The organism is Oribacterium sp. WCC10 (assembly GCF_900113415.1).
In the GTDB taxonomy this organism is placed as follows: Bacteria; Bacillota; Clostridia; order Lachnospirales; family Lachnospiraceae; genus Oribacterium.
The window spans coordinates 28,770-42,889 of record NZ_FOPH01000022.1; the positions used below are offsets into that span (position 1 = coordinate 28,770).

Below are 14,120 nucleotides of genomic sequence, written 5' to 3' on the forward strand. Positions count from 1 at the left end.
TGTTTTATATCGACAACATCTGCGGCAGTATCCAGTACCTCATTTCGGTTTTCCTGAAACCTTGAGTCATCCGATGAAGTTCCTGATACATTGGCTTCCCATCGAAAGGACCCTCCCAAAGATCAGCGAAAATCATGTCATATTCCCCGTCCTTTACATTATTCATATATGTAAATGCATCGGTCTGAACTATCCTGATTTTTTCGGCAATATCTCTCCCGCCGGGATCCTTGCCAAGCTGCATCCGTATATAGTTTTCAAACAGGGTTATGGTTTCAGCATCTCTCTCAATGACTGTCACCTCTGTAACCTCAGGCTTCCTGGCCGTCATATAGGCATAGTACCCGAGCCCAAGGCCAAGTGTCAGTATACTTCCTTTTGCTGCCTCAATATCTTCTTTCATGGTAATGATTTCACCGGGAGACAGGCTCATCCAGACTGACTCCTCAGGTTTATCCTCTGTGATGCATGGCACTTCCAGATAATCCCTCATGTAACCATAGTGCGGAACATACATTCCATCTACCAGATCAGGATTTAACTCAATTATCTCCCCCTGCTCATATCCAAGTCTTTCATAATGATGACTTCCGAATGTCAGTTCCTCAGGTATAAAAATGTTTTCATAATAAGGATTGGTATAAACAAGAGAAGCTGAAATCCCGGTCATATGTGCATGAAGAATGTCTGACAGCCTAAGTCTCTCACTTCTGTCATCACTCAGATAGCCGCTTAGAACCATAGCCACATACCATCCCTCAGGATCAGAAAGAATTTTCGTATTCATAGTCTTCTTAGCCTGATTTCTGACCATTGATATATCGCCCTCGGAGAAAGGAATCACGGGCCTAAGCCTTGCAATCTCAGCCCTCATTTCTTTCATCATACGGCTCATACGGTTTTCATTAATTGTAGAATAATGTCTTTCTTTTTCTGTTTTTTCCATCTTTTCTTTAATATGACACGCCCAACATGACTTGTAGCAGATTCCTATAGAAATCTGCCATGCAGGCACGCCCTCGCGAAACGACCTTTCAATGGGACGGCGTTCCCAACAGCACATGGTGCCCGGTCGGGGAAATGCTTTAATCAGCATTTCCCTATAGTTCTGATATATACGACTATAGCACAAAAGCGGTCTTCCTAAATGGAAAACCGCTTTTGGAAAAGTTTCAAAATTCAATTACTCAACGTCTCTGCTGCTGAGTGAAAGTCCCATAGACTCAAGCTTACCGAGAATCTCATCGATAGACTTGCGACCCATGTTACGAACCTTTGAGAGATCCTCAAGATTCTTGTTGCAAAGATCGCCAACCGTATTGATGCCTGCTCTCTTAAGACAATTATAAGAACGAACACTGAGCTCAAGCTCATCAATGTTCATATTCATAAGATCGTTAGAATCTCCGCTTCCTGCATCCTCGACCTTAACTTCACTCTCTGCATTGATATCCATATCAGCAAAAAGCTTAAGATGTGAATCAAGTATACGTGCAGAAAGAGAAACTGCATCATCAGGAGCCATAGTACCGTTTGTGGTAACATCGAGAGTGAGCTTCTCTTCATTTGTTCCCTCGATAGGATCGATGACCATATTTACTCTTACAACAGGGCAATAGATAGAGTCAACAGCGATAACTCCGATAGGAAGATCACTGCGGTCACGGGTGTTGGCACCATCATAACCACGTCCCTTTGTCATCTTTATCTCCATATAAAGTCTCGCTTCCTTACCTGAAAGTGTAGCGATAACCTGATCCTGATTTACGATCTCTACTTCTGATGTAACTTTGATATCTGAGCCACGAACGATTCCCTCACCGGCATAATCAATGTATGCCATAACAGGATCGTCACTTGATGATGTATTTTTAATTGCAAGCTTTTTCAAATTAAGGATGATATCACTAACATCTTCCTTAACGCCAGGGATGGATGAAAACTCATGATATACTCCATCAATCTTTACCTCGCTTACTGCGGCACCAGGCATTGATGAAAGAAGGATACGTCTTAAAGAATTTCCTATAACAGTACCCTCACCCTTTGCAAGCGGAGCACATACAAAACGTCCAAACTTTTTATCATCTGAGATTTCCTCAACTTCGAGAACCGGTTTGATTTCTACTGCCATTACCCTACCTCTTTATATTAGAATCGCTGAAACAACATAGTAGCACATGTTCTAAAAACCAAATTCATCGATTTACAGACTACCTCTATTTTTAGAACTAAGCTATTCTATTATAGCGTTTTTTTATTGCATGTCTAGTATTTTTTGGAAAAAAGTATAAAAAAGTGGGTGCATTTTATTGCATCCACTTAATTTTGTAGTAAAATAATATCCTTATAAGCTTTTTATCCGGGCATATTCTCAATGCCACTGTCTTAAGCTATCTCAACAAGTTTTCCGGAATCATCAAAGTTAAGACTAAGCTGCCCCTTGAACTGAAGATTACGCTTTTCTATCTTACTTACAGTCTTATTATATGTAGCGAAACGATCCAGAGTATCCTTGTTTTCTATATACAATCTGATATGAGTGATTCGCTTTCCCTGAAGTCTGCCTTTAACAAGTTCACCCTTATCGGTTATACAATCATAGGAAACTGTGATGTCTGTGTATTCATTGATTTCCTTGATGGCCGGAGAAAGGACTCTCTGCTTGAAGTTTCCGAAAGCACTGTACACATCTGCCATAAGATTCTCTCTCAATGCATCAATGGAAATGTCTACATGTCCTTTGTAGGCATAGGACTTGGCAAGCTCGTATAAGCGAGGTGAATACTTGCTTGTCATGGAAAGGATATTATAAAGCTCATACTCTGTAAAATTGTTCTGGATACCAAGAAGATAAGTCTTGATACGGCTGTCAAGAATGAGACTTATAGTTCCCTTTCTTTCATTATACTCAGGCTCATTGAACCAACGGAGCTTAATAACACGATTGTCGATATTTACCCAGAATGCTTTCTCATCGATGGAATCGATCATATTTCTGAAATCACGATAAACATTCTTTGGATCTATACCGCAAAGTCTCGCAAAGTCCAATGCACGTATCTCATACTTTTTGAACTCTTCCTCACCGGGTTTTATCATGGTGATAACGTAATTTACAAGCTTCTGTTCGTTTGCGGTAAGGTTGTATTTGGCTTTCTGGATTAATGCATTATCTTTAACAACAAGATATGTACGCTGATCATCCACTTTTTCTTTCTGGGTTTTATATGCAGCCATCTGTAAAACAACCTCTCCTGAAACATCTTTCCTGTATTTCGCAAAAATGAGGGTCAGAATAAAAAAATCCGTGTCTTCATCGAACCCTCGATCACATGTCAATATAGTAAAACTCATTACCCTAAAAATCAATGACCGTAATTATGTTATATCTCTATTCTGACCCGATTTTTGAAATTCCGGCAGGAAAAGTTGCATTATTATCGCAGAATACTGCCCGGATTCCACCTGTTTCTACCCGAATATTCTGCTTTTATGACCTCTTTAAGGGGCTGTATTTTTTCGCGCGCATGTTTGTATTTTTTAAGCGTTATTTTTTATTTGATTTATTTAATATTATATATATTTATATTATTTAATAGCAAAATAGCACGGAATTACGCCATTTTTTATCCACATAGATAACAAATCAACGGTAAGGTATAACAGATTTACGGCGAGGTCTAACAAATAGACGGTAACATATAACAAATAAACGGTGTGAAAATCTGAGAGTTGAGTGAGGTAGTTAAGGCCTGTGTTTTTGGCGGGTTTTCAGCGTAAAAACACGGATTTTCCGGGGATTTTCTGAAAGTTGAGTCGCTTTTCAGCCCTGATCTTACGAAAGTTGAGTGTATTTTTAGTGGTCATCACCAGGTATTTGGAAAAAAAGCACTATTTCTGATCTGATTTTTTGTAAAAATCGTCTTATAACAGAATTACGGTGAAAATTTATGACCTGTAACACTATGACGGTGAACCTGTAAAGAATATTTAAGCCGTAATTTTGTTATAAAGTTAAGTGATAAGGCATGTTATAACAGATTTACGGTAGACACGCATGACAGCGTGTATTTAATGAAAGAATTCATAACCATTATATAATGACAGAATTTCAGGTATTTATTCTTCTATGGAAATGAATCATATAACATTTAATCGCAAAAAACATAACTTTTAAACGGGATTTATCACGTTAATCTGATATCAAAATGAATCAAATCTCAATTGTAAGAAAAATGTAAGCCGTAATTTTGTTATATATTCTTCGCCACTACCCCTGCGACACTTATAAAAGGTGATTTTAGTGCTAAACAAGGCAAAAACAGCCTGTATATAACATTATTACGGTATAAAAACGTATTAGATGTGTCGTTTCATATTCAAATATTTCAAAACATAACAAATATACGGTAAAAGAGATATAACAAAAATACGGTATCTCCTTTTCAGGAAATACCGTAAATATGATATAAGTTCAGACCATCAATTTGTTATAAAGTCCGTGGGGCAAACCGTTAATCTGTTATAAGTTTTATATTTTTATCTTTTCCAGCAGATTCTGTATGTCTTCTACCGGCTCTGTCTCCTTTAACTTCCATACAGCATTCTTTACAGCCGTTGATGGAACATATTCATCCTTAAGCCATTCTTCAAGTGTGCTGAGTGCCATCTGACGGTTGGCATTTATCGGACAGTTAAGTGAACTGATTATAAATTCCTCTCCTGCGCCCGCTGTATCAGCCAGATTTTGAACAAGGAAACTAAGCTGGTGGTATGGTCGATACTCCTCTCCCACACCGAGATTATCTTTAGGTCCGCTGGCCATCATCTGAAGTGGCAGCTTAGTTCTGAAGATATCGAACAGCTTATTCAGAGTTTCATCATCCTTTGGAAGAATATCAATAAGGGAAACATTGGCATCAAAATCAGATCCCATCGCATCAAGTATCTCATTCGTGCAGTCGATACTCATACGGCGGGCGATTCTGAAACCTCTCTTCTCGGTGATCATGAGCTGAACATATTCTGTTATAGGTTTTGAATTCAGAAGCTTTTCAAGTCTTTCACTCAATTTTCCGCTTTCTGTAAATATATTGTTACTCAGGTAATCACGAAGATTAAGCAGAGTTTCAATGCTTTCGCTTGTATGCTCAACATTTTCTGACTGCTTCAGATAGCCGGAAATGATCTCTGTTCGATCAGTCATGGAGGACATACCCTGAATGGTGCCCTCATTGAGGAGACCGTCTATGATTGGTCTTGAAAGATAATAATCTCCTGAGTTAAATTTCGGGTTTGAAAATACCCTGGCGAGATTTATCTTCTCTGCCACTGTTCGGGCAGAGTAAGCTGCACCGATGTTGTTTTTAACCCCTTCGCGGAAAAGCCAGTCTTTAACCTTTCCTGACTCTGCCGGTATATGTTCAACACAGTGAATGCGTCCCCAGCCTTTTACATGCTTTGCAAAATCAAGGATAGCTTCTGTTGAGTCTTTCCAGGTTTCTGCAATGAAAATGGAAAATAGAGTCAGTTCATCGGAGCGTGCAAGTGTGCGTACCACATCCTTTACGGCGTCATTATCATCGGTATCCATCATTTCAAGGACTGTAAGAGCAAATTTCAGGCACTCGGTATTATCTGTCCTTATGATGATATTGGCTGCAAATTCAAACAGTGCCTCGGCATCAATGGTATCGGTGTTCCCATTCACCCATTTCTCCAGCTTCTCTACTAATGGAAGCATACGGACATCGTTGTCTGAAAAGAAGTCGATGAGATCATACTCAGCTGACTCAAAGTCATGCCGGGATGCTTCCTCGATAACATTGGTAAGAGAATCTATATCATCATTTCCGGGCATATTATGGTAAAGGTACATGCCATCCAGACTTCCGTCTACCAGACGCACCCTGGATATAGAAGGTGATAATGTTCCCGTCTGGAGGCGGAAACCCTCCGGAAGCATGTCGTTAGATTGTATGTTATCGCTGATAAGTTCAAATAATGATGTTGACATTAATCCTCCCTGAATTGCAAAGTCATTCCGTATTCACGTTAATCAGTGAGTGGCAAATACTTTTGCCCCTTACATCATAATAAACTATTCAATAAACAGCAGAAATACAGCATTTCAGTTTATTGAATAGCGGTGTCGTTAATAAGGGCTATTGTAGCGCTGCCTCTCAATATCCAAAGTGTTCACGCTGCGTATCTTCGTCGTAAATCTTATTATATGCTGCAGTTCCCTGCTGGAAGATTCTTATGAGATACCATTCCACACCCTTGATGATTACCATATCTCCCACTTCTTTCCTGGCAAATGGGTGGTTCGGAAGATTTATACGGGTAGTGACCTTTTTCTTGCCGTCTGAGATCATCACATAGTCTCCCTGCTGTGCACCTTTTTTACCCTTTAGTTTTGTGTTGTAGAAAGGCTTTGGTTTTTTATCTCCGAAACCGGAGCCCTTTGAAGATGAGTTGGTCTTCCTTGAAGATGGCTTTGTTTTTCCTGAAGATTTTCCATGGCCATTTTTATTGAAATCAGGTTTTCTTCCGGAGTTTCTCTTTTCTCCTGAACTGCCAAATTTGCGAGTTTGTTTTTCGTTCATTGTTTACCTCTTTTTCTAAATTGTTCATCACGATACAAAGAAAGGCTTTCTGCTATTTTATAACAGAAAGCCCAAATATAAATCATTTTTTGACATTCACATCAGAATATTCAGGATTCAAGGAATCCATCAAGCTCACGTTTGTACTTCGGATTCTGAAGCTTATGTAAAGCTTTGTTTTCAATCTGGCGGATACGTTCTCTTGTTACATGATACATGGTACCGATCTCTTCAAGAGTTCTTTCACGTCCGTCAACAAGACCATAACGCATTTCGAGAACCTCTCGTTCTCTGTCGCTGAGATTAACGAGAATCTTATCCAGCTGCTGCTTCATCATAACATTATTGATATTCTGTTCAGGTGAAGTGATCTTATCGTCAGCGATGAATGATCCAAGATCAGAATCCTCATCTTCGCCCACCTTGCTGTCGAGAGATGCCGGGCCTGCATCGTAGTTAACGACTTCCTGTATACGTTCTTCAGGTATATCAAGTGCTACACTGAGATCCTGAGTTGTAGGCTCGTGTCCGAGCTCCAGAGCAAGCTGTCTGGATGTCTTTTTGATCTTATTGATAAGCTCAACCATATGAACCGGAACACGGATGGTTCTTGACTGGTCTGCAAGGGCTCTTGCTATTGACTGACGAATCCACCATGTGGCGTAGGTTGAAAGCTTGAAACCTCTGTCCGGCTCAAACTTCTCGACTCCACGCATAAGACCGATATTTCCTTCCTGAATCAGGTCAAGGAAGTTCATGCCTCTTCCGGTATATCTCTTTGCAATTGAAACAACCAGACGAAGATTGCACTCAACAAGTTCCTGCTTGGCCAGCTTATCTCCGTTTTTGCAGCGAACAGCAAGATCATGCTCACGTTCCGGGGTAAGAAGCGGGTAACTTCCGATCTCTTTCAGATATATACGAACAGGATCATCTGCTGAAATATTCTCGAGATTTGAAAGAGCCTCCATATCAAGAGATCTGGCCTCTTTATCTTCTTCAGAAAGATCATCTTCGGATATATCTTCATCAGCGAAATCATCGCCGTTTGTATTGATACTGATATTAATATCAGATTTTACTTCTTTATTGATAACTAAAGAGTCTGAATATGTTTCATCTGATTCTTTATCTTCCATGGTACTCAGACTTACATAATCAGCGGAATCCATCGTTCCGGCATCTAACTCTTCCATTATATCTCTATTTTCCTGTGACATACTATCCTGTTTCCAATCATTAAATATAGACAACTTTCCTATTTTATTTTGAAAACAAGTTTATGACAAGATGTATTTATCAAAAATCAAGTCGATTTATGATAAAAGTTATAATACGTATATATAAAATGAATTTATAGATGATTTGAACAATGTCTTTCCACTTCTGATATATTAAGTCAAAAAAAATCCCGGTAGGCGAACCGGGATTAAAAAGGATTGAAGATTTATAAAGTTAAAATAATTTAAAGGAGTGTGCATTTATTTAAATTTCTTAACTATCTATAATATACACAATTCCCTCAAATAGTGATTGAAGAAATTCGAAATCAGAGATTATGAATTTCTTAAGATGATTTTTTAGAGCTTCTGGCATACATATAACATAAATACGGTATTTTATTTTCGTTTTCCGCCGTGTCTTATGTTAAATCTTATGATCTCCTGCATTATCAAAGAAAGAATCAATCCGCCTGTAAATCCTCCCAGATGAGCAATGAAGTTTACCGAAGTGTCCATGAGTCCCGAGGCCATGGAAAGAAGTATGGAAAGCATAACCCTTCTTACAGGAAATACTCTTCTCAACCGCTTATTGAATGCAAACAGCAGAAATACCGACAGAAGTCCGAATACCGCTCCGCTTGCTCCGGCAGAAATGTTGAAGGAACCCGTCAGATATTCATAGAACATAGTCGCCAGATTACCGCATATTCCGGAAAAAAAATACAGAATCAGAAAGTATAAATGTCCGAAGTAATGTTCTACATATGGGCCGAGAGCACAAAGTGAAATCATATTGGCACCGAGGTGCTCCGCACCGAAATGAAGGAACATTGATGCAACTAAGCGGTAAAGCTCTCCGTTTAAGATGATGTAAGGTGTGAAAAATGCTCCAAATGACAGAGCGGTTTCTATATTTTCACTTCCACCGTAAAGTTCTTCGATTAAGAAAATCACCACATTTATACCTGTAAGAATATAGGTGATGTATGGAATCCATTTTTTTGTCTTGATTTTTTCTAATATGTTCATGAAGGGCATTATAACATATTTACATTATCAACGACCGTAAATTTGTTATAGCTTTCTGCATACCTCCCAAGAAAAATATATATCATTAAAATCAGTTACTTCTCTTTAACAGCAGTAAGTACTGTCGGAATTCCGTAGTACTCTCCGCTCCAGGTCATTGTGTCTTCAGTGAAGCTGATCTTAACATTTCCGCCTGTTGTTGTCATGATGTAGCTGCCGTCCTGCTCTATCGGAAGTGTTATGGTACCAATCTGACCATCTTCATATGCGATAGAGAGATTAAGGTTTTGTGCCGTGTCAATGTTTACCTGAAGGGTCAGTATGTCAACGCCGGAAAAAGGTACACTCATATTCATTGACTCTGCAGACTTGAATTTATAACGTCCGTTGAAGCTGCTGGTAGTATCTGTGGTTCCTGAAAATGCAATATTTTCGTGTGACTTATCGGTGAGAACCGAACGCCGGCACACTTCTCCGTTAACAGTCCAGGCTCCGGTTGAATCAACAGTATAGCCGTCGTCTGTCAGGCCACCGGAATGAAGAGTTCCGTCGTCATTGAAGTAATAACATTCGGCGAGACCGTCTCCATTGGTATCGATCCATGCCCAGCTGCCTGCCATTCCGGTGAAACCAAAGGCTGATACGGTGGTGACAGTTGCAAGAAATGCAATAAGTTTCTTTGTTAATTTCATTTTATTTCCTCCTGTCGGATTCATTTTTTGATTTAAATGATGTAAGTGTCAAAATGTGATGATCAGTGTATTCTGTGACGGCACCGGTGCATATGAGCAGCTGCGGACATTAGTCAGGTAGTTATATATGAGCTGCTGTGAAAACAGCTTATCTATGATGGTCTGCATGGTTTCATCTGTATCTGTTCTTAACTGGAATACATGTTCACCATTTGACTGTGCTTTACGAATCAACTCTCCTATCTCTGAAATATCCGCAGAGGTGAAGTATGTGCCGGTTTTTACATAGTAGTTGTCAGCTGCTGCTGAACATGTCGGGACAGGAATGGTGTTATACAGCGAATGGTTGGCATACATTTCCGTATCTGTAAGTCCGAAATATGCATAGCTTATGATGGATGAGTCATTGCCTCCGTTTGTTGTCTGATATTCTCCGAATGTTACATCCATCTGGTACCATGCCCCGTCCATCAGCACCACATTCCAGGCGTGCAGACCACCGTCTGCATATCCGCACACCAGCACCGAAGGTATGCCAAGGAGCTGCGACAGATATTGAAATGTTTTTGCATAACCGTTACAGACGGACCTGTGATTGAGAAGAACCGATATGATATTCTGGTTTTCGTCTGCTCCAAGTACGTAGTCCGTATTGCTGATGATATAGTCATAGATATATTTGATCTTGGTGAAGTCGTCGGTTTCTTTACCGTCCAGGTAACCCGGAACGGTTGCAAGGATATTCTGTATGGCCGGAATCAGACTTGATTCATAGGACAATGCATCCTCATGCGACATTGTGTACTTTCCCTCGATAGAAATTCCCGTAGTTACTCCATTTACCAAATGCTGCGTGTAGTTAAGACCTGATGTGTAAAATATCTCAGGATGGTCAGCTATCACATAATTATAAACAGTGTTTAACTCAGAAGAATCAACAGTGGACACGTTTCTCTTCTTCCAATTTATAAGAGAGTCCAGAATCTCGCGATAAAGGGTTTTGGAATCGTCATTTAACAGATTATAGCAGTAATATCCCGCCTGACTTTCATCAGTTATATCGCAGTTATTGCCTGTGAATTTATCAATGCCTTCTTTTATAGAGTCTTTATCTGCATCTGTGTCAGCGGAAACATCGGATTCGGATCTGTCTTTTTCATTGGCTGCATCATATGAAGATGGTATCCGTGATTCCTCAGTACTTTCTTTTGAAGAATCTGCTCCGGTTTCAGTTGTGTGTTTATCAATTATTCCGGGAATTCCGTCAGGTAGCAGTGTATCAAAGCCATAATCTTCACATATATCAACAGCAGCATTTATCAGGTCATTGTAGTAAGGCTTTAAAGCATCCTTTGCAAAAGAAATGCCAAAGATTATCAGTGCAATGACTATTACCGTAGATAAGCATCCGCCTCCGGAGCTACGTCGTTTTCGAGGTCTGTAGTCGCTATAGTAATCATCATAATTCCTGTTGGGATTTTGCATCAGCAGGTATTCCTTTCCTGGTTCATATATAATTAACGTGACTTCAAGATAATCTGTCATTCTGGGATGATTTCCTGTACATATATCCTTTTATGATGTACTTAACTTTAGTCACGTGCCCTATATGAATTTAGAGTATTTTAGCATAAAAAGAGATGCAGTGATAACGCACTATTATTAAAGCATCATTACAACGCGATTAAGATAATAGTTTAGACGTTAACAAAGCATCTCTTTGGGTACTTGTATTTATAACTTTCGTTCTGCACTTTTCCGCCGCAAAGATCGTCCTTACTTACTCTCATGGAACAACGGTCTATTGAATGCCGTTTCTAAGGAAACACTGATTATATCGGTGTTTTCTTAGAGCCTCCGGTGTCAGGGCACGGATTTTCATAGGAAGTTGAGCTTCGCATCGAAAATCCGGCCAGGGAAACGGTGCTACATGCCATATCCTTAACTCATCAATTCATATAGAACTGAGGGAGTCCCTGAATGAAATCACGGAAATCTATGGCACCCTGATCTTTGTTCTGATTGCCGAATACATCAGAATCTGAAGAATTGGACTTTGAAGAATTATCAGGATTTGAAGTAAGGGTAATGTTTATCTCCTTTTCATCGTAGGTGCTGCCGTTTGGACGCTTAACAGTGAGCTTGATAGTCTCTCCTGCCGCATATCTGTCCAGGAGCTCCTGCATATCATCAAGACTTGTTACACTCTGATCATCAAATTTAACGATGATATCCTTTTCCTGAAGATCTGAGTTTGCTGCTGCAGACCCCTCAACTATCTTATATACATACACGCCCTGAACCATACCGTAGGCTTCAGCTGTCGCCGAATCAATGGTTTTTGCCTGAATGCCGAGATATCCGCGGACATCCTGGGAAACCTTGCTTCTGGTTGTCTTACTTGCGAGAGTATTGATGATTTCCTTGGCTTTATTACTTGGAATCGAGTAGCCCATACCTTCAACATCTGTGCTTGAATACTTGGCAACATTTATTCCGATGAGCTGACCTTCCATGTTGAGAAGTGCACCACCTGAATTTCCGGGGTTAATGGCTGCATCTGTCTGAAGAAGTCCTGTCTCTGTGCCGGTGCTGGTTTCTACATCTCTGTCTTTTGCAGAAATGATTCCTGTTGTTACTGACTGACCATAGCCGAGAGCATTACCGATGGCCACAACCTGATCGCCGACCTGAAGTGCATCTGAATCACCGAATTCTGCGATCTCTATGGATGATAATGTATCTGATGAAACATCACTCAGTTTAACTGCAATTACTGCGATATCTGCATCGGCATCCTCTCCCTTTATTTCTGCATCAGCAGAAGTACCGTCTACAAACTGAACGCTTAATGAAGTTGAATCCTCAATTACATGATGATTTGTAGCAATGATGATCTCACTATCGGTTTTTCCGACAATAACTCCTGAACCACTGGCTGCGGCTTCGGTTTCACCGCCGTTACCAAACATTGAGTATCCGTACTGCTTATATCTGATTGTGTTGGTAATTGAAACAACCTGAGGCATTGAAGACTGGGCAATTTCAGAAACGCTTTTCGTCGCTCCGGTTGTAGCTGCTGTTTTGATGGCGGAACCATTTGTATTGCTGCCGGAATTATTGTTTGCCGTCGAAGATCCACCTGATACATTGTCAGAGGACTGTCCGTTTACAGATGCTCCCGGTGTAGTGTTTTCGGCTGATGCCACACTCTGCTGCTCTACAAACTGAGCTGCTCTGCCGACTCCCACCATAGCTACGCCTGAGATTGATCCAAACAAAAGTGCACTTAATGCTATTACTGCAACATTTTTTCCTAAATTATTTCTATGCATATGTGAACCTCCTTAAGAGTTGGTAAATTCTCTTTACACTACGCATATTAAGGAAAAAGTGTGACTTAATTTTGTTGATTCTGTGGCTTTTTTGTGTCGTAAATGTCAAGAAATTGTGTCCTGATGTTGAAGCTTAGCCAACAAAAGCAGACTTGAGATGTGTACTGCAGTTATTCCTGCAACCTGCAGCTTGTAAAGTACTCTTGTATCGTCATCGATAAACAGATGAGGAGTAGACAAACCGTTGTATTTTTTTGTCAGAATTTCAGTGGTTATTATAGATTTGTCAGACTCTCTTGTGAAAAGTATATTTTCGGGAAGAAACATTCCCGGATACATACGATTGATGAACTTAACCTTTTGTGCGTCCTGTGTAGATGTGCTGGACAGGCTTAGTACGTAATTTTTTGAGACATCCGAGAAAGTCTTTATATAATCTTTGATGAAATCAGCGCCCATTGCAGTTTCATAAATGTCATGCTTTTCAACGAATTCATCAAATTCTTTATCACTGCAGACGTTGATGCCGTCTGAGCCATAGCCGTAAACTGCAAGAACTCCGTCAATGTCGAAAAATCGAACCAGATCTTTTCTTTTTATATAGTCTGTATCAAGACCTAATCTGTAATTTGGGTCAAACATAAATATTCTCCTGTTAGTAAACCGAATAGTAAGTGATCAGTAAATTATGTTCTGTCCGGACGTCGTACAACAGCGTTCGTACAAGAATGTTCGTACAACAGCGTTTGTACAAGAATGTTCGTACAACAACGTATTTAATGGAATTTCAATGAGTCAAAGTCGTTCATTATCTTTTCAGTAGGTTCGACTATGCTGCTTTTGGATATTTACATTAAATCATCATTTATCTGAAAATAAACTGCAGGGCCATTACAGTTATTGCGAATACCACGAAACTGAATATCATGGTCTTACGCGAGATATCAAGGACATCAGTCTGGTTTCTGAAAAGAGCGATACCGAAAAAGATAAATGAAACAATAAAAACAAGCATGATTCCACAGAGTATAAAACCTATGAAATTTGTCAGTATAAACATTTATACCTCCCCGTTTCTAAACGTGTATTTCTGAGTGTTCATATTTATCGAAGATATACAGATGCCAATCCAAAACAGCATGAATTGAGTATCCTGAATATCATTTTGCCATGAATACAGCTTATTTATGCGATTAAACGATTCATCAGGTGTCACGTACATATATTCTA

Annotated in this window: 12 protein-coding genes; all 12 read right to left on the bottom strand. The window is 39.7% G+C overall.

Features of this window, described 5'->3' with window-relative positions; genetic code table 11:
- Nucleotides 1-4: 4 nt before the first annotated feature.
- Nucleotides 5-1,132, bottom strand: coding sequence for an O-methyltransferase (locus tag BM294_RS13485; protein WP_139225895.1), 1,128 nt, complete (start codon nucleotides 1,130-1,132; stop codon nucleotides 5-7).
- A 51-nt stretch (nucleotides 1,133-1,183) separates the two neighbouring features.
- Nucleotides 1,184-2,134, bottom strand: coding sequence for a DNA-directed RNA polymerase subunit alpha (locus tag BM294_RS13490; protein ID WP_091209339.1), 951 nt, complete (start codon nucleotides 2,132-2,134; stop codon nucleotides 1,184-1,186).
- A 254-nt stretch (nucleotides 2,135-2,388) separates the two neighbouring features.
- Complete coding sequence (locus BM294_RS13495; protein WP_175494692.1) at nucleotides 2,389-3,240, bottom strand: replication initiation protein; 852 nt, start codon at nucleotides 3,238-3,240, stop codon at nucleotides 2,389-2,391.
- A 1,294-nt stretch (nucleotides 3,241-4,534) separates the two neighbouring features.
- The gene (locus tag BM294_RS13500; protein WP_091209344.1) at nucleotides 4,535-6,019 is read right to left on the bottom strand and encodes a hypothetical protein; all 1,485 of its coding nucleotides are present in this window, start codon (nucleotides 6,017-6,019) and stop codon (nucleotides 4,535-4,537) included.
- A 166-nt stretch (nucleotides 6,020-6,185) separates the two neighbouring features.
- On the bottom strand, nucleotides 6,186-6,611 hold the full coding sequence (locus tag BM294_RS13505; protein ID WP_091209346.1) for a hypothetical protein: 426 nt from the start codon (nucleotides 6,609-6,611) through the stop codon (nucleotides 6,186-6,188).
- A gap of 110 nt (nucleotides 6,612-6,721) precedes the next feature.
- On the bottom strand, nucleotides 6,722-7,807 hold the full coding sequence (locus tag BM294_RS13510) for a sigma-70 family RNA polymerase sigma factor (RefSeq protein WP_242944541.1): 1,086 nt from the start codon (nucleotides 7,805-7,807) through the stop codon (nucleotides 6,722-6,724).
- Between the two features lie 423 nt (nucleotides 7,808-8,230).
- Nucleotides 8,231-8,863, bottom strand: a complete 633-nt coding sequence (locus BM294_RS13515) for a rhomboid family intramembrane serine protease (protein ID WP_175494693.1) — start codon at nucleotides 8,861-8,863, stop codon at nucleotides 8,231-8,233.
- Between the two features lie 95 nt (nucleotides 8,864-8,958).
- Nucleotides 8,959-9,555 carry a hypothetical protein gene (locus BM294_RS13520; RefSeq protein ID WP_091209352.1) on the bottom strand — a complete coding sequence of 199 codons (597 nt, stop codon included), beginning with the start codon at nucleotides 9,553-9,555 and terminating at the stop codon, nucleotides 8,959-8,961.
- A gap of 48 nt (nucleotides 9,556-9,603) precedes the next feature.
- Nucleotides 9,604-11,100: a transglutaminase domain-containing protein gene (locus BM294_RS13525; RefSeq protein WP_091209354.1), complete on the bottom strand. Its 1,497-nt coding sequence runs from the start codon at nucleotides 11,098-11,100 to the stop codon at nucleotides 9,604-9,606.
- Nucleotides 11,101-11,504: 404 nt separating this feature from the next.
- Nucleotides 11,505-12,890, bottom strand: coding sequence for a S1C family serine protease (locus tag BM294_RS13530; protein ID WP_091209356.1), 1,386 nt, complete (start codon nucleotides 12,888-12,890; stop codon nucleotides 11,505-11,507).
- Nucleotides 12,891-12,995: 105 nt separating this feature from the next.
- Complete coding sequence (locus tag BM294_RS13535; protein ID WP_091209358.1) at nucleotides 12,996-13,532, bottom strand: hypothetical protein; 537 nt, start codon at nucleotides 13,530-13,532, stop codon at nucleotides 12,996-12,998.
- A 223-nt stretch (nucleotides 13,533-13,755) separates the two neighbouring features.
- A complete protein-coding gene (locus BM294_RS13540; RefSeq protein ID WP_091209360.1) occupies nucleotides 13,756-13,950 on the bottom strand; it encodes a hypothetical protein in 195 nt (64 codons plus the stop codon).
- Between the last annotated feature and the right edge of the window lie 170 nt (nucleotides 13,951-14,120).

Excerpts from the sequence above, each read along its gene's own strand:
- BM294_RS13490 (WP_091209339.1), bottom strand. The coding sequence starts at position 2,134 with ATGGCAGTAGAAATCAAACCGGTTCTCGAAGTTGAGGAAATCTCAGAT.
- BM294_RS13495 (WP_175494692.1), bottom strand. The coding sequence starts at position 3,240 with ATGGCTGCATATAAAACCCAGAAAGAAAAAGTGGATGATCAGCGTACA.
- BM294_RS13500 (WP_091209344.1), bottom strand. The coding sequence starts at position 6,019 with ATGTCAACATCATTATTTGAACTTATCAGCGATAACATACAATCTAAC.
- BM294_RS13505 (WP_091209346.1), bottom strand. The coding sequence starts at position 6,611 with ATGAACGAAAAACAAACTCGCAAATTTGGCAGTTCAGGAGAAAAGAGA.
- BM294_RS13510 (WP_242944541.1), bottom strand. The coding sequence starts at position 7,807 with ATGGAAGAGTTAGATGCCGGAACGATGGATTCCGCTGATTATGTAAGT.
- BM294_RS13515 (WP_175494693.1), bottom strand. The coding sequence starts at position 8,863 with ATGAACATATTAGAAAAAATCAAGACAAAAAAATGGATTCCATACATC.
- BM294_RS13520 (WP_091209352.1), bottom strand. The coding sequence starts at position 9,555 with ATGAAATTAACAAAGAAACTTATTGCATTTCTTGCAACTGTCACCACC.
- BM294_RS13525 (WP_091209354.1), bottom strand. The coding sequence starts at position 11,100 with ATGACAGATTATCTTGAAGTCACGTTAATTATATATGAACCAGGAAAG.
- BM294_RS13530 (WP_091209356.1), bottom strand. The coding sequence starts at position 12,890 with ATGCATAGAAATAATTTAGGAAAAAATGTTGCAGTAATAGCATTAAGT.
- BM294_RS13535 (WP_091209358.1), bottom strand. The coding sequence starts at position 13,532 with ATGTTTGACCCAAATTACAGATTAGGTCTTGATACAGACTATATAAAA.
- BM294_RS13540 (WP_091209360.1), bottom strand. The coding sequence starts at position 13,950 with ATGTTTATACTGACAAATTTCATAGGTTTTATACTCTGTGGAATCATG.